The organism is Streptomyces sp. NPDC004031 (assembly GCF_053604375.1).
The window spans coordinates 12,739-33,406 of sequence record NZ_JBSGHL010000068.1 but is presented as its reverse complement, the minus strand read 5'-3'; the positions used below and the strand labels follow the sequence as shown (position 1 = coordinate 33,406).

General features: G+C 71.4%; 19 protein-coding genes. 10 read left to right on the top strand and 9 right to left on the bottom strand.

Annotated elements, in window-relative coordinates; genetic code table 11:
• Window positions 1–61: 61 nt before the first annotated feature.
• Window positions 62–772, bottom strand: a complete 711-nt coding sequence (locus ACWERV_RS31350; protein ID WP_452939509.1) for a class I SAM-dependent DNA methyltransferase — start codon at window positions 770–772, stop codon at window positions 62–64.
• Window positions 773–858: 86 nt separating this feature from the next.
• Between ACWERV_RS31350 and ACWERV_RS31345 the strand changes: the two genes are divergently transcribed.
• From ACWERV_RS31345 to ACWERV_RS31330, 4 genes are all read left to right on the top strand, one after another.
• Window positions 859–1,041, top strand: a complete 183-nt coding sequence (locus ACWERV_RS31345) for a hypothetical protein (RefSeq protein ID WP_398182718.1) — start codon at window positions 859–861, stop codon at window positions 1,039–1,041.
• Window positions 1,042–1,225: 184 nt separating this feature from the next.
• Window positions 1,226–2,221 carry an ABC transporter ATP-binding protein gene (locus tag ACWERV_RS31340; RefSeq protein WP_452939506.1) on the top strand — a complete coding sequence of 332 codons (996 nt, stop codon included), beginning with the start codon at window positions 1,226–1,228 and terminating at the stop codon, window positions 2,219–2,221.
• Window positions 2,218–2,958 carry an ABC transporter permease gene (locus ACWERV_RS31335; RefSeq protein WP_452939503.1) on the top strand — a complete coding sequence of 247 codons (741 nt, stop codon included), beginning with the start codon at window positions 2,218–2,220 and terminating at the stop codon, window positions 2,956–2,958. The genes ACWERV_RS31340 and ACWERV_RS31335 overlap by 4 nt, the downstream gene beginning before the upstream one ends.
• Window positions 2,959–2,965: 7 nt before the next feature.
• The gene (locus tag ACWERV_RS31330; protein ID WP_398182709.1) at window positions 2,966–3,289 is read left to right on the top strand and encodes a histidine kinase dimerization/phosphoacceptor domain-containing protein; all 324 of its coding nucleotides are present in this window, start codon (window positions 2,966–2,968) and stop codon (window positions 3,287–3,289) included.
• A 16-nt stretch (window positions 3,290–3,305) separates the two neighbouring features.
• Here the strand turns inward: ACWERV_RS31330 and ACWERV_RS31325 are convergent, their stop codons facing one another.
• The 4 genes from ACWERV_RS31325 to ACWERV_RS31310 all read right to left on the bottom strand — a co-directional run bounded on the left by ACWERV_RS31325 (window position 3,306) and on the right by ACWERV_RS31310 (window position 7,265).
• Complete coding sequence (locus tag ACWERV_RS31325) at window positions 3,306–5,546, bottom strand: hypothetical protein (RefSeq protein WP_452939500.1); 2,241 nt, start codon at window positions 5,544–5,546, stop codon at window positions 3,306–3,308.
• 153 nt (window positions 5,547–5,699) lie between these two features.
• A complete protein-coding gene (locus ACWERV_RS31320; protein WP_398182703.1) occupies window positions 5,700–6,068 on the bottom strand; it encodes a DUF6113 family protein in 369 nt (122 codons plus the stop codon).
• A complete protein-coding gene (gene mshB, locus ACWERV_RS31315; protein WP_452939497.1) occupies window positions 6,065–7,039 on the bottom strand; it encodes an N-acetyl-1-D-myo-inositol-2-amino-2-deoxy-alpha-D-glucopyranoside deacetylase in 975 nt (324 codons plus the stop codon). The genes ACWERV_RS31320 and mshB overlap by 4 nt, the downstream gene beginning before the upstream one ends.
• Window positions 7,040–7,070: 31 nt before the next feature.
• Window positions 7,071–7,265 (bottom strand): hypothetical protein, encoded by a 195-nt coding sequence (locus ACWERV_RS31310; RefSeq protein ID WP_031521375.1) that lies wholly within the window; start codon window positions 7,263–7,265, stop codon window positions 7,071–7,073.
• Between the two features lie 263 nt (window positions 7,266–7,528).
• On the opposite strand from ACWERV_RS31310, the gene ACWERV_RS31305 reads away from it, so the two are divergent.
• From ACWERV_RS31305 to ACWERV_RS31280, 6 genes are all read left to right on the top strand, one after another.
• Window positions 7,529–9,670 (top strand): prolyl oligopeptidase family serine peptidase, encoded by a 2,142-nt coding sequence (locus ACWERV_RS31305; RefSeq protein ID WP_452939494.1) that lies wholly within the window; start codon window positions 7,529–7,531, stop codon window positions 9,668–9,670.
• Window positions 9,671–10,105: 435 nt separating this feature from the next.
• A complete protein-coding gene (locus tag ACWERV_RS31300; RefSeq protein ID WP_398182693.1) occupies window positions 10,106–11,131 on the top strand; it encodes an ABC transporter permease in 1,026 nt (341 codons plus the stop codon).
• Between the two features lie 103 nt (window positions 11,132–11,234).
• On the top strand, window positions 11,235–13,037 hold the full coding sequence (locus ACWERV_RS31295) for an ABC transporter substrate-binding protein (protein ID WP_452939490.1): 1,803 nt from the start codon (window positions 11,235–11,237) through the stop codon (window positions 13,035–13,037).
• A gap of 141 nt (window positions 13,038–13,178) precedes the next feature.
• Window positions 13,179–14,156: an ABC transporter permease gene (locus ACWERV_RS31290; RefSeq protein ID WP_452939487.1), complete on the top strand. Its 978-nt coding sequence runs from the start codon at window positions 13,179–13,181 to the stop codon at window positions 14,154–14,156.
• A 10-nt stretch (window positions 14,157–14,166) separates the two neighbouring features.
• The gene (locus ACWERV_RS31285) at window positions 14,167–15,228 is read left to right on the top strand and encodes an ABC transporter ATP-binding protein (protein ID WP_398182684.1); all 1,062 of its coding nucleotides are present in this window, start codon (window positions 14,167–14,169) and stop codon (window positions 15,226–15,228) included.
• Between the two features lie 21 nt (window positions 15,229–15,249).
• Window positions 15,250–16,422: an ABC transporter ATP-binding protein gene (locus ACWERV_RS31280; protein ID WP_452939485.1), complete on the top strand. Its 1,173-nt coding sequence runs from the start codon at window positions 15,250–15,252 to the stop codon at window positions 16,420–16,422.
• Between the two features lie 106 nt (window positions 16,423–16,528).
• Here ACWERV_RS31280 and ACWERV_RS31275 read toward each other — a convergent pair whose 3' ends face one another.
• The 4 genes from ACWERV_RS31275 to ACWERV_RS31260 are packed head-to-tail and all read right to left on the bottom strand — an operon-like array spanning window position 16,529 to window position 20,566.
• The gene (locus ACWERV_RS31275; protein WP_398182677.1) at window positions 16,529–17,620 is read right to left on the bottom strand and encodes an ABC transporter ATP-binding protein; all 1,092 of its coding nucleotides are present in this window, start codon (window positions 17,618–17,620) and stop codon (window positions 16,529–16,531) included.
• Entirely contained in the window at window positions 17,589–18,638 is a 1,050-nt protein-coding gene (locus tag ACWERV_RS31270; RefSeq protein WP_398182674.1) for an ABC transporter ATP-binding protein, read from the bottom strand. The genes ACWERV_RS31275 and ACWERV_RS31270 overlap by 32 nt, the downstream gene beginning before the upstream one ends.
• Window positions 18,639–18,657: 19 nt before the next feature.
• Window positions 18,658–19,650: an ABC transporter permease gene (locus ACWERV_RS31265; RefSeq protein ID WP_398182669.1), complete on the bottom strand. Its 993-nt coding sequence runs from the start codon at window positions 19,648–19,650 to the stop codon at window positions 18,658–18,660.
• Complete coding sequence (locus ACWERV_RS31260; protein WP_398182665.1) at window positions 19,643–20,566, bottom strand: ABC transporter permease; 924 nt, start codon at window positions 20,564–20,566, stop codon at window positions 19,643–19,645. The genes ACWERV_RS31265 and ACWERV_RS31260 overlap by 8 nt, the downstream gene beginning before the upstream one ends.
• Between the last annotated feature and the right edge of the window lie 102 nt (window positions 20,567–20,668).

Here is a 20,668-nt window from a genome sequence, read left to right as displayed (position 1 = left end):
GTTCGCCGCACCCGGCCCTCCGGCTCTCTCCGCAGCCGCCGGCCCGGCGCGGGCGCGTCCGTCACCTCCCGGCGGGAGCTCCGGTCCGGCGGCGCGCGAGCAGATAGGCCTGCGGCACGGGCTCGTCCCCGACGGGGGCGCGGACCACCGTCGCCGTCACGTCGAAGCCCGCGGCGTCCAGCGCGGCGCCGGTGCGCTCGGGGGACATCCGGTGGAAGTCCAGCGCCACGTCGTGGCCGAAGGCCTGCTCGTGCCGTCTGACGCCCTCCCCCGCCTGGAAGCCCAGCAGCAGGTGGCCGCCCGGGGCGAGCACGCGGTGGAACTCGGCGAGCGCGCCGGGGACGTGCCGCGGGGGCACATGGATGAGGGAGTACCAGGCGAGGAGCCCGGCGAGGCCGCCGTCCGGCACGTCGAGCCGGGTCAGCGACCCGACGTCGAAGCGCAGCCCCGGGTGCAGCCGCCGGGCCGTCGCCACCATCACCGGCGACAGGTCCACCCCGCGGATGTCCAGCCCGAGGCCGCGGACGTACGCCGTCACCCGGCCCGGTCCGGAACCGGCCTCCAGGACGGCTCCGCCGCCGTCCGCCCGCACCTGCTCGGCGAAGACGCCGAGTATCGCGCGCTCCATCGGCAGCGCCGCCGCCCCGTCCCCGAAGCGCGCGTCGTACTCGGCGGCGACGGTGTCGTAGAAGGTGCGCGCGGCGGTCTCGTACGCCTCGCGCACCTCGTCGGAGGTCTCGGGGGTGCCGGGTGTTCCGGCGGTGCTGGTCATGCCCGGAACCGTAGCGGCGGGGTCTGACAGTCCGTCCGGTGCCGCCGGGCCGGACCGCCCGCGGGGCGGGAGGACGGGGGGCGGCCATGATCAACGAGGGCGCGCGGACCTATGATGTGTCCGGGCGAGCCGCCGTCATCCGGCGCCGCGCCCGCCGGAACAGCGAGACATGGGAAGGCAAGCCGACGATGAAGACCCCCGACGTCATGGCCCCGGGCAGCGCCCAGGCATCCGCCACGCTCCGCGCCGGCTGGTTCCCCTCCGCCTGACCCGCACCCCGTGAGGGCCCGTCGGGCCCTCCACACCAAGCCCCGCGGCTCGCCGAGCCCCGGGGCCGACCTGTGCCGTACGCCCGCAGGCAGCCCCCGTACGACCCCCGTATGACATCTGTCATGCGGAAGATACGACCCACGGCACTGCCACGCGGCCCGCCGGGCGCGGGAGGCTGGGGGTATGAGAACGACGGCGACCACGACGGACAAAGCGGCGGCGGAGCCCCGGGAGGCGGGGCGGCCCGCCGTGGAGTTCGTGTCGGTGAACAAGAGCTACGGGGCCGTGCGCGCCGTAGCGGAGCTGAGCCTGGAGCTGTACCCCGGTGAGACGGTGGCGCTGCTCGGGCCGAACGGCGCGGGCAAGTCCACCGCGCTCGACCTGCTGCTCGGGCTGAAGAACGCCGACGGCGGCCGGGTGCGGGTCTTCGGGACGACACCGGCGCAGGCCATCGAGGCCGGCCGGGTCGGGGCCATGCTGCAGAGCGGCGGGCTCATGGAGGAGGTGACCGTCCGCGAGCTGGTGGGGCTCGCGTGCGACCTGCACCCGAAGGCGTATCCGGTGAACGAGGTGCTGTCCGCCGCGGGGATCACGGACATCGCGTCCCGCATGGTCAACAAGCTGTCGGGCGGTCAGGAGCAGCGGGTGCGCTTCGCGCTGGCCACCGCCGGGGCCAACGACCTGATCGTGCTGGACGAGCCGACGGTGGGCATGGACGTCAGCGCCCGGCAGGCGTTCTGGTCGACCATGCGCGGCCAGGTCGCCGAGGGCCGCACGGTGCTCTTCGCCACGCACTACCTGGAGGAGGCCGACGCGATCGCCGACCGCGTCCTGGTGCTGCACCAGGGGCGGCTCATCGCGGACGGCACCGCGGCGGAGATCAAGGCGCGGGCCGGCGCCCGCCGGGTGACCTTCGACCTCGACGGGACGATCGACGAGGCGGCGCTGCGCGCCCTGCCGCACCTGGTGGGCCTGGACATCACCGGCCCGACCGTCCGCATCCGCTCCGACGACGCGGACGCCACCGTGCACGCGGTCTACGGCCTCGGCCTCTACCCGCGCAACCTGGAGGTCTCCGGGCTCGGCCTGGAGCAGGCCTTCCTGGCCATCACCGACGCGGCGGACGCCGCACGCGACGACGCCGGCGCACTGCCCGCCGGGGAGGCGGACGCCCGATGAGAACCCTGGTCAAGCTGGAGATCCTGCGCACCCTGCGCAACCGCAAGTTCATGTTCTTCTCGGTGCTCTACCCCGGCTTCCTCTTCCTGATCATCACGGCGGGCGCGGACAGGCACAAGAAGCTGGACGGCTCCGACCTCACCGTGGTCGCGTACTACATGGTCGCGATGGCCGCCTTCGGCGCGATGACCGCGGTGCTGATGGGCAACGCCGAGCGCATCGCGCGCGAGCGCGAGAAGGGCTGGGTGCGGCAGCTGCGGCTCACCGCGCTGCCGGGCCGCGGCTACGTCACGGCGAAGATCGCCTCGGCGGCGACCGTGAGCCTGCCGTCGATCCTGGTCGTGCTGGTGCTCGGCGCGGCGGTCAAGGGCGTGTCGCTGGACGCGTGGCAGTGGGTGGCGCTGCTGGCGAGCGTCTGGGCGGGCAGCATGGTCTTCGCGGCGCTGGGTGTCGCGATCGGCTACGTCGCCACGACGGACGTCGCCCGGCCGATCTCGATGCTGTGCTACTTCGCGCTCGCGATGCTGGGCGGCCTGTGGGTGCCCTTCACGACCTTCCCGCACTGGCTGCGCACCATCGCCGGTTATCTGCCGGGCCGGGCGTACGCGGCGCTGGGCCAGTCCATCGAGTTCGGCGACGCCCCGCACGCCAAGGACGTCACGGTGCTGGTCGTCTATCTGCTGCTCTTCGCGGGCACGGCCGCGTGGCTGTACCGCAAGGACACCCGGAAGGCGTGACGGCGCCATGACGCTCCCCACGGCGCCGCCCGCGGCCGGTATACGGGCCGCGGCGGCCTGCGCGGTGCTGCTCGGCGGCGCGGTCGCGGGTGTGCGGCTGGCTCGGGCCGGGCGCGAACTGCGCGAGGCCCGGCGGGCGGTCGCCCGCGCCCGCGACCTGCACGACGGGCTCGGCCACGCGCTGGCCCTCATCGCGATCAAGAGCGAGCTGGCGGGCCGCATGCTCGCCGCCTCCCCGGCCCGCGCCGCGCAGGAGGTCGGCGACATCCGCCGGGTGAGCCGGCAGGCCCTCGCGGAAGTCCGCGAGGGCCTGCCGGGCAGGACGCGCTGAGCGGCCGGGGCGGGCCCTACCCGGCGACGTTCGGGAAGGTCACCGTGCGCCCGGCCGGATCGGTCGCGTTGAGCGCCTGGACGAGGGCGGTCGCGACGTCCTGCGGCGTGACCGCGGTCCTGGAGCCGTCACCGCGCTCCAGCTTCACGTTCTGGAAGGCCTTGCCGTACAGGTCCTTGAGCTTGGCCAGGTCGATGTGCGGGGCGAGCTTGCCGTCCGCGTCGGCCGTCATGGTGAGGAACTGCGGCAGGGTGTTGTCGAACGAGATGAAGTGCCCGGCGTTTGCCCGCACCGTCACCCGGCCCGACATCGCCGTCTTGCCGAAGCCGTTGACGGCGCGGTCGAGTTCGGCCTGGGTGACCTTCGGCGCCACGGTGGTGGCGTCGAGCGCGACCACCGGGTCGGCCGCGGTCTCCACCCGGGTGCGGAAGGCCGCCTCGACCTTCTGCGCCGCGGAGTCCACGTCGAAGGTGTGGCGGGCGGTGCCCGGCACGGCGATCGCCTTGTGGTCCTCGAAGCGCACCATGCCCTCGGTGCCGCCGTTGTCCTTGCCGGCCAGCGCCTGGAGCGCCGCCTTGAGCTTGTCCTCGTCGATGACGTAGACGGGGCTCGCGGTGCGGCTGCCGCCGAAGAGCGAGCCGATCACCGAGACCGGGTTGTAGTCGGCGTGCGCGACGGCCCGCACGGTCGCGTCGGTGTCCACGGACAGGCCCGCGACGGACGGCTTCAGCGTCGTCTTCGTGCCGCCGATGCTGAGCTGCAGGGGCGCGCTGGCGCGGTTGCCGAGCGTGTCGTCGAGCAGCTTGACCGCGGCCGCGCGGTTCTGGTCGCCGATGTCGACGCCGAAGGCGGTGGTGCCCTTGGGCACGTCGGCGTGGTTCATGAGCAGGCCCGCGCCGTACGCGAGGACCAGCACGGCGACCACACCGGCGCCCAGCAGCATGGGCTTGGAGCGCCCCTTCTTCACCGGCCGGGCCGCGGCGGGCGCGGGTGCGGCGGGCTTGGCGGCGGGCTCCGGCTCACGGTCGGGCTCGGGTCTGCGCGGCGCGGCGGGCCGCGGGGTGCGCGGGCCGCCGGGCGGCACCGTGGGGATGCCGCTCACCAGCGTGTCGCCGGACAGCCGCCCGGTGCCGCCGGGCGGTGTGGCCGCGGGGTCGGGCGTGAGCGGGGGCACGTTGAGGGTGCCGGTCGCGGGACCGGCGGTCGGGCCGTCCGGCGGGCTGAGCGTCTCGCCGAAGGCGGGCACGGTGTAGCTGGCGCTCGCCGGGTCGGTCCCCGTCGGCCTCGGCACCCCGGGCGGGAAGTCGTCGGTCCTGAACGGCTGCGAGCCGGTGTCGTAGGGCGCGTGCGAACCCGTGTCGTACGGCGAGTGGGACCCGGTGTCGTACGGGGACTGCGGGTCGCCCACGACCGGAGTCGCACCCGTGTCGTACGGGGAGGGCCCATCGCCCGGCAGCCGCGTGGACCCCGTGTCGTACGGGGAGGCACCCTCGCCCGGCAGCCGCGTCGATCCCGTGTCGTACGGGGAGCGGCCCTCGTCCACCGCGGGCATCGCCGCCGTGTCGTAGGGGGAACCGGGCACCGGCGGGCGCGGGGCGGAGCCGGTGTCGAAGGGCGAGCCGAAGGGCGGGGTCGGCTCGGCGAACGGCGCGGGGAAGCCCTCCGCGGGGGTGTCGTGCGGGCCGCGGGCCGCCTCGGTGTCGACGGGCGCGCCGCCCACCGGCGGCGGCAGGTAGGGCACGCCACCGGCGTACGGGGGCGGCGGCGCCGCTTCCTCCGTGGCGGGCGGCGCGGCGGCGTCGGGTGCCGCCACGGGTTTGCGGGGCGAGAACCAGTCGCTGGTGGCCTTCTCGGGCTCCGGCTCGGGCCGTGCCTCCGGCTCCGCCTCGGGCGCCTCCTCGGCGGGCGCGGCAGCGGCGGCGGCCTCGTCGACGGGTGTGCGGACGACGACCGGCGGGATCGGCCGCGAGCCGGGGATGTTGATGCGGATCCGGGTCGTCAGCGTCGTCTCGGTCTTGGGCTCGTCCGGGAGCGGCGGCTCGCCCGCGCCCGCCTCGGACCCGGTGCCGGAAGCGGAGGGCGCGCCGGTGCCGGGGGCGGAGCCGCTGCCGTCGTCAGGCGCGTCCGCGGACCGGGGCCGCTCCTGCGGGTGCAGGGAGGGGAAGGGGCGGCTGCCGTACGGCTGCGTCCCGGACGGGTACGCGGCGCCGCCGCGGCCCTGGGCCCCGGAGGACGAACTGTCTGTTTCACGAGTCAACGCAGGCTCTCCCGGTGTGCTTCGCCGCCCGACATGGTTCCCCGCTCGCGGCTCGCCGGCGGGCCCCACCATACCGACCGGCCGCCAACGGCGGCCCTGGTCGGGCGGAACGCTCGGGGTCAGCCAACCATGGCCTCGCCCCTGCCCGCCAAGTCAGGCCCTATTCGCCCCGGATGGCATCAGTTGTGGCAAGGTGGCGCAGATCACGGCGGCCAGGGCGCCGCCCAGCAGGTAGAGATAGGAGCCGGCGCCCGCCGCGAAGAGGAAGTCGCCCTCGGGCCTGGTCGTGCTCAGCAGGATCACCGAGATCAGCCAGATCCCCGCGGGCACCGCCACCCCGACGCGGCTGCCGGTGGCCTTCAGACCGCCGTAGAAGAGCGCCGCGCAGCCCGCGAGGCCCAGCAGCAGCCCGCCGGGGAAGAGGCCCCCCTGCACGAGCGCGCCGGCGAGCGCGACGAGGGCGCCGAGCACGGCGAGGCCCAGGTAGCCGAGAAGGCGGCCGAGGGAGAGAGGGGTGGTCACGCGGCACCTCCGCCGAGGCCGTCGTCGTCGGAGCCGGAGACAGAAACGGAAACGGAACGGGGACCGGAGGCGGCACCGCCGCCGGACCGGCGGGCGAACAGGTCGGTCACCGGGGCGCCGGCCGCGGCGCCGGGGAGCGCCTCGCCGTGCACCTGGCGGTAGTACTCGGTGCTGAAGAAGGGCTGGCCCAGGTCGTTGGAGAGGGCGAAGAAGGGGCCGTCCACGGCGATCTGGGTGGCGTGCGCACGCATCGCCGCGGCCTTGCGGTCGGCGTACGCGCTGCCGTCGACGACGACGCTGACCTGCTCGTCGTCGACCACTCCGGGGAGGTCGCCGGGGGTGGCGACGCCGCCGAAGGGGAAGTCCTCGCCTGCCGCGGCGAGCCGGGCGAAGCCCTCCTCGACGGCCGAGCGCGGGGTGCAGATCTCGAAGACCCGGTCGACCCGGTGGCCCTGCTCGGCGGCGAGTTCGTAGCCGCGCATCGCGACCCGGTGGGCCTGGATGTGGTCGGGGTGGCCGTAGCCGCCGTTGTCGTCGTAGGTGACGAGCGCCTGCGGGCGCACGTCCATGATGACCTCGGCCAGGTGGCCCGCGGCCTCGTCCAGGTCGGCCTGCCAGAAGCAGCCGGGCACCTCGTTCTGGGCGACGCCCATCATGCCGGAGTCGCGGTAGCGGCCGGGGCCGCCGAGGAAGCGGTGGTCGGTGACGCCGAGTTCCGCCATCGCCGCGGCCAGCTCGCCGACGCGGTACTCGCCGAGGGTGTCGTCCCGGTCGGCCGCCAGGTGGGCGAGCTCGGACGGAATGACCTCGCCCTCCTCACCCAGGGTGCACGTGACCAGGGTGACGAGGGCGCCTTCGGCCGCGTACTTCGCCATGGTGGCGCCGTTGTTGATCGTCTCGTCGTCCGGGTGGGCGTGGACGAGCAGCAACCGGCGCGCGGGACGCGCGGACGGGGTGGTTCGGTCGGTCATGGCGGAAGCCTACGACTCCCGCCCGGGGCGCTCAGAACTTGATGTCGGAGATCATTCCCGCGACGTTGTTGGTGAGATCGTTGATCTGCGGAGCCCAGGACGAACTCGCCAGGTAAAAGCCCAGCAGTGTGCACGCCACGGCGTGGCCCCACTTCAACCCGGACCGTCGGATCAGCAGGACCACGATGATCAGCAGCAGCAGCACCGCCGAAATCGAGAGTGCCACAGCGGCTCACCTCCAGGTACGACGCAGGGGTCATGTCAGTTGCCACATGCTTATTACCCACCCATGGCAACGGATCATAACTTTCCGTGCGACCGCATAGGTCGGAGCACGGAAGCACTGGGGGGCGCATGACCAGATCCAGCCACCGCGGCGCCGCGCCCCCGGCCCGCCCCCTTCCGCAGCACCGCAGGTCGGGTGGTGTGCGGCGGTGTCGGACCGAAATCCGGAGGCGGTTGTCGGTGGCACCCCCTACTGTCACGGATATGACGTACCTCTCATTCCCCCGGCAGCACGCGCGGACACAGCGGTTCACCCTCGGGGTGCCGCGGGCGTTCACCGTGGCGCCGGACGGGAGACGGGTGGTCTTCCTGCGCTCGCGCACGGGCACGGACACCGCCCAGCTGCTGTGGGTGCTGGATCTGCCCGCCGGCGCCGAAGGGGCGGTACGGGAGCGGGTCGCGGCCGACCCGGTGGCGCTGCTGGGCGGCTCCGAGGAGCAGCTGCCCGCCGCCGAGCGGGCCCGCAGGGAGCGCAGCCGCCAGTCGTCGGCGGGCGTCGTGGCCTACGCGGTGGACGCCGCGGCGACGACCGCCGCTTTCGCGCTGTCCGGGCGGCTGTTCACGGTGGACCTGACGCAAGAGGGCGGCGCCCCGCGGGAGTTGCCGGTGCCGGGCCCCGTGGTGGATCCGCGGCCCTCGCCGGACGGGCGCCGGGTGGCCTTCGCGGCGGGCGGCGCGCTGCGGGTGGTGGCCGCGGACGGTACGGACGGGCGCGCGCTGGCCGAGCCGGACGGGGACGAAGTGACGTGGGGCCTCGCGGAGTTCGTCGCCGCCGAGGAGATGGGGCGGCACCGCGGCTTCTGGTGGGCGCCCGACAGCTCGGCGCTGCTGGCGACCCGGGTGGACGAGTCCGGGGTGGCCCGGCGCTGGCTGTCCGAGCCCGCGCAGCCGGACCGGGCGCCGGTCCAGGTGGCCTATCCCGCGGCGGGCACGCCCAACGCCGAGGTGACGCTGTGGCTGCTCGGCCTGGACGGCAGCCGCCGCGAGATGACGTGGGACCGCGAGCGCTTCCCGTACCTCGCGGCCGTGCACTGGACGGCGGCCGGACCGCCCGTCCTGCTGGTCCAGACGCGCGAGCAGCGCACCCAGCACTATCTGACGGTCGATACGGAATCGGGCGCGACGTCCCTTGTGGCCGCCGAGGAAGATCGAGATTGGCTTGATCTATTCCCCGGTGTGCCGGCCCTGCGCCCGGACGGGACGCTGCTGCGGATCACCGACACCGAGGACGGCCGGGTCCTGACCGCCGACGGGAAGCCGTGGACGGACGGGCGGCTGCACGTCCGTGCCGTGCTGGCCGCGGACGGCGAGGACGTACTGGTCAGCGCCTCGGCCGGGGTGCGGGCCACGGAGCCGGAGACGGGCGAGATCCATGTCTACCGGGTGACGGCCGACGGCCCGGTCCGTGTCACGGGCGAGCCCGGCGTGCACTCCGCGGTCCGCGCGGGCGCGGTCACCGTGCTCAGCTCCTCGCTGCCCGACCGCCCCGGCGTCCGCACCCGGGTGCTGCGCGGGGAGGACGAGGTGGCGGAGATCGCCTCGCATGCGGAAGCCCCGTCGCTCACCGCGCGGATCCGCCTGACGGAGGCGGGCGAGCGGCGCATCCCCTGCGCGGTGCTGCTGCCGACCGGCTACTCCGCGGGTGACGGCCCGCTGCCGGTGCTGATGGATCCCTACGGCGGGCCGCACGGCCAGCGGGTGACCGCGGCGCACAACGCGCATCTGGTCTCGCAGTGGTTCGCCGACCAGGGTTTCGCGGTGATCGTCGCCGACGGCCGCGGCACCCCGGGCCGCTCCCCCGCGTGGGAGAAGGCGATCGGCGGCGGGCGGCTCACCGAGGTCGTCCTCGCGGACCAGATCGACGCGCTGCACGCGCTCGCCGGGTCCTTCCCGCTGGCTCTGTCCCGGGTCGCGATCCGCGGCTGGTCCTTCGGCGGCACGCTCGCCGCGCTGGCGGTGCTGCGCCGTCCCGACGTCTTCCACGCCGGCGTCGCCGGCGCGCCCCTGACGGACCAGCGGCTCTACGACACGCATTACACCGAGCGTTATCTGGGACTCCCGCAGGAGCAGGGCGCGGCCTACGACGCGAATTCCGTCGTGACGTCCGAGGGGATTCCCCAACTCGCCGAACCAGCCCGCCCGCTGATGATCGTTCACGGCTTCGCGGACGACAATGTGCTGGTCGCGAATACGCTGCGGCTTTCCACCGCGCTTCTGGCCGCGGGACGGCCGCACGAGGTATTGCCGCTCTCCGGCGGGATCACGCACATGACTCCCCAGGAAGAGGTCGCCGAAAACCTCCTCCGTCTCCAGGTGGACTTCCTGAACCGCGCCCTCCCGAAGTAGGACCACCCGCACGTTACAGAAGGGGCTGGTGTTGTTCAGGCGCGGGCAACCGCGCGTGCAACCCCCATCGACCGGCGGTCGGCAACAGCGCCCAGGAGTCGTCCCGGTGGCCGCCCCCGCCCCCGCGGGTTACGAAGAGCAGGAAACCCGGTCCGTATATCGGTCAAGCCTCGGCCGTGTTGCGCGCGCGTAAACGCGTTTCGTCCGGCCAAGTCGGACATGTCTCCCCCAGCGGCAAGGTGTCAAGCACGCCCGGAAGACGATCTGCTCAATCTTCGCTCAAGAAGCAGTCGATCACGCTTTCTTCCCTCCACGCCCTCTTGACTGCAACTTGCTTTCATTGCGACAGTCCCGGCAACTCACGACGCGTCCACCCGTCGCGGGAGTCTCAAGCCATCTGCTCCATCAGTGACGCCACCAGCGGGGGCCATCGCGATGACGAGTTCCACCGAGACAGCCGTCTCAGGACCGCCCGGCGAACCGGGCGAGATCACCGACGCCGTGCCCGCGGTCGCCCCCGAACTCCAGGGGCGGTCGCCGGGGCAGTTGATGTGGCGCCGTTTCAAACGCGATCGCGCCGGGGTGATTTCGGCATACATCGTCGTCTTCTTCTTCCTGGTCGGTATCTGCGCGCCGCTCATAGCCAAGCTCTACGGCAAGGACCCGTACACGCTGTACGGGCAGAACGACCCGGGCCTGCTGGACGACTTCGGCTATCCGGTCGCCCCGAACGGCGGTATGAGCGGGCACTTCTGGTTCGGTATCGAGCCGGGCCTCGGGCGGGACGTCTTCACCCAGCTCCTCTACGGCATCCGCACCTCGCTGTTCATCGCCGTGGCGGTGACGATCGTGGTGACGATCACCTCGATCGTGCTCGGCGTGACGGCCGGTTACCTCGGGGGCAAGACGGACTACTTCATCGGCCGGGCCACCGACCTGCTGATGGCCTTCCCCGCGCAGCTGTTCTTCGTCGCCGTGATGCCCGTCGTCACCGCGCTCTTCGTGAGCCCGAGCGACGAGACCCCGACGTATCTGCGGGTCGTGGCGCTGATCGCGGTGCAGTGGATCCTCGGCTGGATGGGGCTCGCCCGGCTGCTGCGCGGTCAGGTGCTGAGCCTGCGGGAGCGCGAGTTCATCGAGGCGGCCCGGGTGACGGGGGCCTCCCCCTGGCGCATCGTGCGCCGTGAGCTGCTGCCCAACCTGGTGACACCGATTCTGGTCCAGAGCACGCTGATGCTGCCGACCTTCGTCACCGCGGAAGCCGGACTGTCGTTCCTGGGTGTCGGGCTCGTCGAGCCGACGCCGGACTGGGGACGGATGTTCGCCCGCGGGGCGGAGGTCTACCAGAACGACATCACGTACATGTTCTTCCCCGGCGTCGCGATGGTGATCTTCATCGTCGCCTTCAACCTGCTCGGGGATTCGGTCCGTGACGCCTTCGACCCGAAGGCCGCACGTTAGGGACGCCGCTGCGGGGGCGGCGTCGCCCCGCACTGGACCGCTTTGCAGCTCATCGCAGCTCATCGTTACGAGACAGGGGTGCACAACCGATATGAGAGTCTACATGCGTAGAACGCGGGCCGCGCTGGTGGCAGTCGCCGCCGGCGCACTGGTCCTGACCGCGTGCAGCAGTGGCGGGGGCGGTGGGCACAAGAGCGTCGACAACAAGGACGCCAAGGCCAAGCAGAGCAAGAGCGCCCAGCAGCTCGCGGGCGCCATCACCTTCGGCGACGACGCCGCGTCGAAGGGCCCGGCCGAACCCGTTCCGGGCGCGGTCAGCGGCGGCACGATGAACGTGCTGGAGCGCGACAGCTACACGCACCTCGACCCGGGCCAGATATATGTCCAGAACGAGTACCAGCTCGCGACGCTGATCCACCGCGGCCTGACGACGTACAAGCTCGACAACGAGGGCAAGTACACCGTCGTCGGCGACCTCGCGACCAACAGCGGCGAGCAGTCGGACGGCGGCAAGACCTGGACCTTCCACTTGAAGGACAACATCAAGTGGCAGGACGGCACGCCGATCACGTCGAAGGACATCCGCTGGTCGGTGGAGCGGCTGTTCGCGCCGTTCATCACCAACGGCCCGGCCTACCTCCAGCAGTGGCTGGCCAACACCAGCGGCACCGACTACCGCAAGCTGCTGCCGGCCGGCCCCTACAACGGCCAGCACCTGCCGGACACGCTGCTGTCGACGCCGGACGAGAAGACGATCGTCTTCCACTTCGCCAAGGCCGAGCCCGACACCCCGTACCTGTTCGCGCTGCCCGGCTACGCGGCCGTGGACTCCGCGAAGGACACCAAGCAGGCGTACGACAAGGCGCCGGTCGCCTCCGGTCCCTACATGATCAAGGACTTCAACCAGGGCAAGTCGATGACCCTGGTGAAGAACACCAACTGGGACCCGAACTCCGACTCGGCGCGGCACCAGTACGTGGACTCCTTCGCGATCACGTTCAACCACCAGTACGAGGACTCCACCAAGCGGCTGATGTCCGACGCGGGTGAGAACCAGACGTCGGTGAGCTTCGCCAACGCCGTCGACACCGACAACACCCCGACCGTGGTGGGCACCCCGGCGATCTACAAGCGCACGGTGGCCGGCTACCAGCCCTTCACCGGGCAGATCAACTTCAACATGAAGCGGCTCACGGACCTCAACGTCCGCAAGGCGCTCGCGCTGGCGATGCCGACCAAGCCGACCTACCAGGCGCTCGGCGCCGAGTACGGCGCGGAGTACGCGGGCGGCTTCCTCAGCCCGACGCTCGCCGGCTACCAGAAGTCGGACCCGCTGGGCAAGATCGCCAACCCCAACGGTGACGCCGCGGCCGCGAAGAAGATCCTCACCGACGCGGGCAAGCTCAACACGAAGATCACCTACGCGTACGTCAACACCACCGCGGGCCAGCAGTACTCGGTGGCCATCGCCGCCGCTCTGAAGGCCGCGGGCTTCGACGTGCAGCGCAAGGAACTCCCGTCGGACACGTACTACGACCTGATCGGCAAGGTCGACAACCCGTACGACATCTACGCCTCGGCGTGGGGCGCGGACTGGCCGAGCGCCCTGACCGTGATCCCGCCGGTCTTCGACGGCCGCACGATCGCCGACCAGGCGCCGAACTACTCGCACGTCAACGACCCGCACATCAACAGCGAGATCGACCGGATCTCGGCGCTGACGGACCCGGCGGCGGCGCAGAAGGCCTGGTTCGACCTGAACACCTACATCGTCACCAAGGTGATCCCGGCCGTTCCGACCGTCTACTACAAGCAGCTCCAGCTGTTCGGCTCCAAGATCGGCGGAGCCGTCTACAACAACATGTGGTCGGGCATCGACTGCACGAAGCTCTTCCTCAAGCCGTAAGGCCGTGAGCCCGGACGGCTGCGCGCAGCCGTCCGGCGCACCGCCGCGGTGGGGCCGGGCAGTCGCCCGGCCCCACCGGGGCGCCCCCGCCCCCCGGTCTTCCGGTCCACCGCCGCCCGTCCTCAGAGAGCTGCGACCGCCATGCTTCGATTCCTCGTCCGCCGGACGCTCGGCGCTGTGGTCATCCTGCTGTTCATCAGCGCCTTCACCTTCTTCCTGTTCTTCGCGATACCGCACGACCCCGCCCTGCTGTCCTGCGGCAAGAACTGCACGCCGGACAACCTGAAGATCATTCACCACAACCTGGGCCTCGACCATCCGGTGCCGGTGCAGTACTACCTGTTCATGGTGCGGATGTTCACCGGCCACCACTTCCCGGCAGGCAACTGCCCGGCCCCGTGCTTCGGCTACTCCTTCGCCACCAGCGAGCCGGTGTGGCCGACGCTGATGGACCGGCTGCCCACCACGCTCTCGCTCGCCCTGGGCTCCATGGTGGTCTTCCTGATCTTCGGTCTCGGCACCGGCATGCTGGCCGCCTGGAAGCGCGGCACCCTGGTCGACAAGACCTTCAGCTCCGCCTCGCTCGTGCTCAGCTCGATGCAGATCTACTTCGTCGGGCCGCTGGTGCTGGCGCTCGTGGTCTACAACAACCACATCTTCGACCAGCCCAAGTACACGCCGCTCACGCAGAATCCGGTGTCCTGGTTCAGCGGGCTGCTGATCCCGTGGTGCGTGCTGTCGATCCTGTTCACCGCGAACTACACGCGCATGGCGCGCTCGACGATGCTGGAGCAGCTCCAGGAGGAGCATGTCCGCACCGCCCGCGCCAAGGGCATGTCCAGCAGATACGTCTTCTTCCGGTACGCCTGGCGCGGCTCGCTCATCCCGATCGTGACGATCCTCGGCATCGACCTGGGCTCGCTGCTGGGCGGCGCGATGATCACCGAGTACACCTTCCAGCTCTCCGGGCTCGGGCAGCTGGCGCTGCGTTCGGTGCAGCAGACGGACCTTCCCATGCTCATGGGCGTGATGCTCTTCAGCGCCTTCATGATCGTGCTCTTCAACATCGTCGTGGACGCCGTCTACGCGTACATCGACCCGCGCATCCGGCTGTCCTAGGAGACCGGCAGTGACCACCTTGACCAAACCGGAGGACGCCGTCCCGGCGAGCGGCACCGACGCGTTCTTGTCGGTGCGCGACCTGCACGTGCGCTTCTCCACCGAGGACGGCGTCGTCAAGGCCGTCGACGGGCTGTCGTTCGACCTGGAGCGCGGCCAGACGCTGGGCATCGTCGGCGAGTCCGGCTCGGGCAAGTCGGTGACCAACCTGACCGTGCTCGGCCTGCACAACCCGTCCACCACCGAGGTCGCCGGCGAGATCGTGCTCGACGGCCAGGAGCTGACCGGGGCGTCCAACCGCACGCTGGAGAAGCTGCGCGGCAACAAGATGGCGATGATCTTCCAGGACTCGCTCACCGCGCTGTCGCCGTACTACACGATCGGCCGGCAGATCGCCGAGCCGTTCATGAAGCACCGCGGGGCGAGCAAGCGGGAGGGCCGGGAGCGGGCCATCGAGATGCTGGAGAAGGTCGGCATCCCGCAGCCCCGGATGCGGGTGGACGACTACCCGCACCAGTTCTCCGGCGGTATGCGGCAGCGCGCCATGATCGCGATGGCGCTGGTGTGCGACCCGGACCTGCTGATCGCCGACGAGCCGACGACGGCCCTGGACGTGACGGTGCAGGCGCAGATCCTGGACCTGCTCAAGGACCTCCAGCAGGAGTTCGGCTCGGCGATCATCCTGATCACCCACGACCTGGGCGTGGTGTCCAAGGTCGCCGACGACCTGCTGGTGATGTACGCGGGCCGGGCCGTGGAGCGCGGCTCGGTGCGGGAGATCCTGACGGCGCCGCAGCACCCGTACACCTGGGGCCTGCTGGGCTCGATGCCGAGGCTGGAGTCGGACGTCTCCGAGCCGCTGACGCCCATCCCGGGCTCGCCGCCCAGTCTGCTGGCGCCGCCGCCGGGCTGCCCCTTCCACCCGCGGTGCGGCTTCACCGACCTGGTCGGCGGCGGGCGGTGCGCCTCGGTGCGGCCGGACCTGCCGGCCGGGCGCGGTTCGGCGTGCCATCTGAAGGACGAGCAGAAGCGGTCCGTGTTCATCGAGACGATTCAGCCGCGGCTCGGCTGACTCACCAGGGCAGGCATCCACATGAGCAACGACATCTCACTGTCCAAGGACGCCGAGGGCACCGAGGACACCAAGGACGCCGAAGGGGCCGCGGAGAGCGCGGCGCGCGAGACGCTGCTGGAGGTCCGCGGGCTGGCCAAGCACTTCCCGGTGATGGGCGGCTTCCCGATCCGGCGGCAGATCGGCGCGGTCAAGGCGGTCGACGGGGTCGATCTGACGGTGCGGGCGGGCGAGAGCTTCGGCCTGGTCGGCGAGTCGGGCTGCGGCAAGTCGACCACGGGGCGGCTGATCACCCGGCTGCTGGAGCCCACCGCGGGCAGCATCAGCTACCGCGGGCAGGACATCACGCACGCCGGGCGCAAGCAGCTCGCGCCGGTCAGGTCCGAGATCCAGATGATCTTCCAGGACCCGTACTCGTCGCTGAACCCGCGGCAGACGGTCGGCACGATCATCCGCGGCCCGATGGAGATCAACGGCATCAACCCGCCCGGCGGCCGGGACCAGCGGGTGCGCGAGCTGCTGGAGACGGTCGGGCTCAACCCGGAGCACTACAACCGCTTCCCGCACGAGTTCTCCGGCGGGCAGCGGCAGCGTATCGGCGTCGCCCGAGCGCTGGCGCTGGAGCCCAAGCTGATCGTGGCCGACGAGCCGGTGTCGGCGCTGGACGTGTCGATCCAGGCGCAGGTGGTCAACCTGCTCCAGAAGGTGCAGCGCGAGCTGGGCATCGCGTTCCTCTTCATCGCGCACGACCTGGCGATCGTGCGGCACTTCTCGGAGCGGATCGCGGTGATGTACCTCGGCAAGATCGTCGAGGTCGGCGACCGCGAGTCCATCTACGTACGCCCCCGGCACCCGTACACGCACGCGCTGCTGTCGGCGGTGCCCGAGGTGGAGCCGCTGTGGGAGACCGCCGAGGAGGGCGCGGCGCGGCCCGAGCGCAAGACGCGGATCCGGCTGGCGGGGGACGTGCCCTCGCCGCTCAACCCGCCGTCCGGCTGCCACTTCCGCACCCGCTGCTGGAAGGCCACCGAGGTGTGCGGGACGGAGGAGCCGCCGCTGGTCCGCCTGGACGGCGCGGACGAGGGGCATCTGACGGCCTGCCACCACCCGGAGGACCCGACGGTGACCGGCCGCACGGACGTGGTGATGGATCCGTCGCTGGCCGCGCTGGAGGATCAGTCCGAGCGCCCCTGACCGACCCCCGTACCCGTACGGACCGCAGACCGCCGTACGGACCGCGCCGCACGGCCCCGGCGCGGTCCGTACGGCTTTGCGCGTCCCGCCCCGCGCGGGGCGGGTGTCACTCCCGGTGCTCCGGCGGGACGACGATCTTCTCCTCCGCGAAGTGGCAGGCCGACGGGTGCTCGGCCGGGCCCGCGGTGCCGCGGAAGACCTCCGGCACCGCGAGCAGCGGGTCCTCCACGACGCAGCGCTCCTGCGCCTTCCAGCAGCGGGTGCGGAAGCGGCAGCCCGACGGCGGGTCGGCGGGCGAGGGCACGTCCCCGGCGAGGATGATCCGCTCGCGGTGCTCGCGCGCCTCGGGGTTGGGCACCGGCACCGCCGACAGCAGCGCCTGGGTGTACGGGTGGGTGGGGTGCTCGTAGATCTCCGCGTCCCCGCCCAGCTCGACGATCCGGCCGAGGTACATCACCCCGACCCGGTCGGAGATGTGCCGGACGATCGACAGGTCGTGCGCGATGAACATGTACGACAGGTCGAACTCGTCCTGGAGCCGTTCCATCAGGTTGATGACCTGCGCCTGCACCGAGACGTCGAGGGCGGAGACCGGCTCGTCGGCCACGATGATCTCCGGGCGCAGCGCGAGCCCGCGGGCGATGCCGATGCGCTGCCGCTGGCCGCCGGAGAACTGGTGCGGATAGCGGTTGATGTACTCCGGGTTGAGGCCGACGACGTCCAGCAGTTCCTGGACGCGTTTGCGCCGCTCGCCCTTGGGGGCCACGTCGGGGTGGATCTCGAAGGGCTCGCCGATGATGTCGCCGACCGTCATCCGGGGGTTGAGCGAGGTGTAGGGGTCCTGGAAGACCATCTGGATGTTGCGGCGCACCGACTTCAGCGCGCGGCCCGACAGCTTGCTGATGTCCTCGCCGCGGTAGACGATCTCGCCGCTGGTGGGCTCCTCCAGGTTCATCAGCAGCTTGGCCACGGTCGACTTGCCGCAGCCGGACTCCCCCACGATGCCCAGTGTCTCGCCCGGGTAGAGGTCGAAGGTCACCCCGTCGACCGCCTGGACCGCGCCGACCTGCTTCTTGAAGATGATGCCCTGCGTCAGCGGGAAGTGCTTGACCAGGTTGCGGACCTGGAGGATCGGCTCGCGGCCCGGCGAACCGGACGCGGAGGGCTCAGGCCTTGTCGGCTGCGGGGCGGTCGTCACCGATGCACTCCTTCCAGAAGTGGCAGGCGCTGGCCCGGTCCTGGCTGACCCGGTAGAGCGGCGGGATCTCGGTGCGGCACACGTCCCGCGCCATCGGGCAGCGCGGGTTGAAGGCGCAGCCGGGCGGGATGTGCAGCAGGTTGGGCGGCAGGCCCTTGATCGCGTACAGCTCCTGGCCCTTCTGGTCGACCCGCGGGATCGAGTCGAGCAGGCCCTTGGTGTACGGGTGCGCGGGCGCCCGGTAGATGTCGTGGACGGGCGAGGTCTCCACGATCCGCCCCGCGTACATCACGGCGATCTTGTCGGCGACGTCGGCGACGACGCCCAGGTCGTGGGTGATGAGGATGAGCCCCATGTTGTACTCGCGCTGGAGTTCCGCGAGCAGGTCCATGACCTGGGCCTGGACGGTGACGTCGAGCGCCGTGGTGGGCTCGTCGGCGATGATCAGCTCGGGCTCCAGCGCCATCGCCATGGCGATCATGACGCGCTGCCGCATACCGCCGGAGAACTGGTGCGGATAGCTGCGGATCCGCTCCTTGGCCGCCGGGATGCGCACCCGCTCCATCAGCTCGACGGCCTTGGCGCGGGCGTCCTTGCGGGACATGCCGCGGTGGACGGTGAACATCTCGCCGAGCTGCTCGCCCACGGTGAGCACGGGGTTGAGGGAGGACAGCGCGTCCTGGAAGATCATCGCCATCCGGGCGCCGCGGACCTTGCGGCGCTCCTCGCCGCCCATCGTGAGCAGGTCCTGCCCGCGAAAGACGATCTTGCCCTGGGTGACGAAGCCCGGCGGCGAGTCCAGGATGCCCATGATGGCCTGGGCGGTGACGGACTTGCCGGACCCGGACTCGCCGAGCACCGCGAGGGTCTCCCCGGCGTCGACGGAATACTCCACGCCGTTGACGGCCTTGGCGACGCCCTCCCGGGTACGGAATTCCACGTGCAGGTTCTGCACGTCCAGCAGCGGGCCGCTCTCGGTCCCGCCGGGCTCCTTGGTCATCTCGACACTGGTGGCCATGGTGTTGTCGCTCAGCTCCTCAGCGCAGCTTGGGGTCGAGGGCGTCGCGCACCGCGTCGCCGAGCATGATGAACGCCAGGACCGTCAGGCTCAGCGCTCCGGCGGGCCACAGCAGCATGTGCGGGGCGTTGCGGATCTGGTTGGACGCGTCGGAGATGTCGATCCCCCAGGAGACGGTGGGCGGTTTGAGGCCGACGCCGAGGTAGGACAGCGTCGCCTCCAGGGCGATGTACGTGCCGAGCGCGATGGTGCCGACGACGATGACGGGCGCGACGGCGTTGGGCGCGATGTGCCGCAGCAGCATCCGGGAGTTCCCGGCCCCGAGCGCGCGGGCGGCCTGCACGTAGTCGTTCTGCCGCGCGGTGATGACCGAGCCGCGGGCGATACGGGCGATCTGCGGCCAGCCCAGCAGCACCATGAAGCCGACGACCGGCCACACCGTGCTGTTGGTGACGACGGACAGGAAGACCAGGCCGCCGAGCACCACCGGGATGCCGAAGAAGATGTCGCTGATACGCGAGAGGATCGCGTCCCACCAGCCGCCGAAGAAGCCCGCGAGGCCGCCCAGGACGCTGCCGAGCAGCACCACGCCGAGCGTCGCGCACACGCCGACGGTCACCGACGCGCGCGCCCCGTAGACGACCCGGGTGTAGACGTCACGGCCCTGCTGGTCGAAGCCGAAGGGGTGGCCGGGGGCCGAACCGGCCTGCGCCCGCTGGAGGTTGGCGGCGAGCGGGTCCTGGGTGGCGATGGTGCCGGGCCACAGCGAGATGAAGACCAGGAAGAGGATGATCAGCACCGAGATGATGAAGATCGGGTTGCGCCGCAGGTCGCGCCACGCGTCCGACCACAGGCTGCGTGGCTTGCCCCCGGGGCCGCCCGGTTCCTGGCCCTCGCCGGGCGCGCGCTCCAGCGTCTCGGCGTCGGAGGCGGCCAGGTCCATGCCGCCGCCGTAGCCGCCGCCGGGGGCGATGGGGCCTTGCTCGGGGTCGATCGGATTGCTGTCAGGCATAACGGATCCTCGGGTCCAGGACCGCGTAGAGCAGGTCGACCAGCAGGTTCGCGAGCAGGAAGACCAGCACCAGGATGGTGACGAAGCCGACCACGGTCGGCGCGTTGTTGCGCAGGATGCCCTGGTAGAGCTGGTAGCCGACACCGTGGATGTTGAAGATGCGCTCGGTCACGATGGCGCCGCCCATGAGGAAGCCGACGTCGGTGCCGATGAAGGTGACCACCGGGATGAGCGAGTTGCGCAGCAGGTGCCGGACGATGATGCGGCGCCGCGGCAGGCCCTTGGCGACGGCGGTGCGCAGGTAGTCCGCCCGGGTGTTCTCGGCGATCGAGGTGCGGGTCAGGCGGGTGACGTACGCCAGCGACACCAGCGCGAGCACCAGTCCGGGCAGGATCAGCTCGTTGAAGGGCGCCTCCGGCGACACCGACGGGCTGGTCCACTTCAGCTGCACGCCGAAGAGGTACTGGAGCACGTAGCCGGTCACGAAGGTCGGCACCGAGATGACGATCAGGGTGAGCAGCAGCACCCCGGTGTCGACGGGCTTGCCGCGCCGCATGCCGGTGATCACGCCCAGCGTGATGCCGATGATGATCTCGAAGATGATCGCGACGATCGTCAGCCGGATGGTCACCGGGAAGGCGCTGCCCATCAGGCTGGTGACGGACTCCCCGTTGAAGGCGGTGCCGAAATTGCCGGAGAAGATGTTCTTCATGTAGAGCAGGTACTGCTTCCACAACGGGTCGTTGAGGTGCAGCGCGTTGCGGATCTGCGCGGCGGTGGCCGGGTCGGGCGCGCGGTCGCCGAAGAGCGCGGCGACGGGGTCGCCGAGCGCGTAGACCATGAAGAAGATCAGGAACGTGCTGCCGATGAAGACCGGGATCATCTGGAGCAGCCGCCGGATCACATAGCGTCCCATACGGAGCCTTCCGGGGAGTTCCGCCGAGCGTGCCGGCCGGGGTTCGGGCCGGGGCGGGGGCCGGGGGCCGCCGCCGCCGTACCGGCGGGCGCGGCGGCTCCC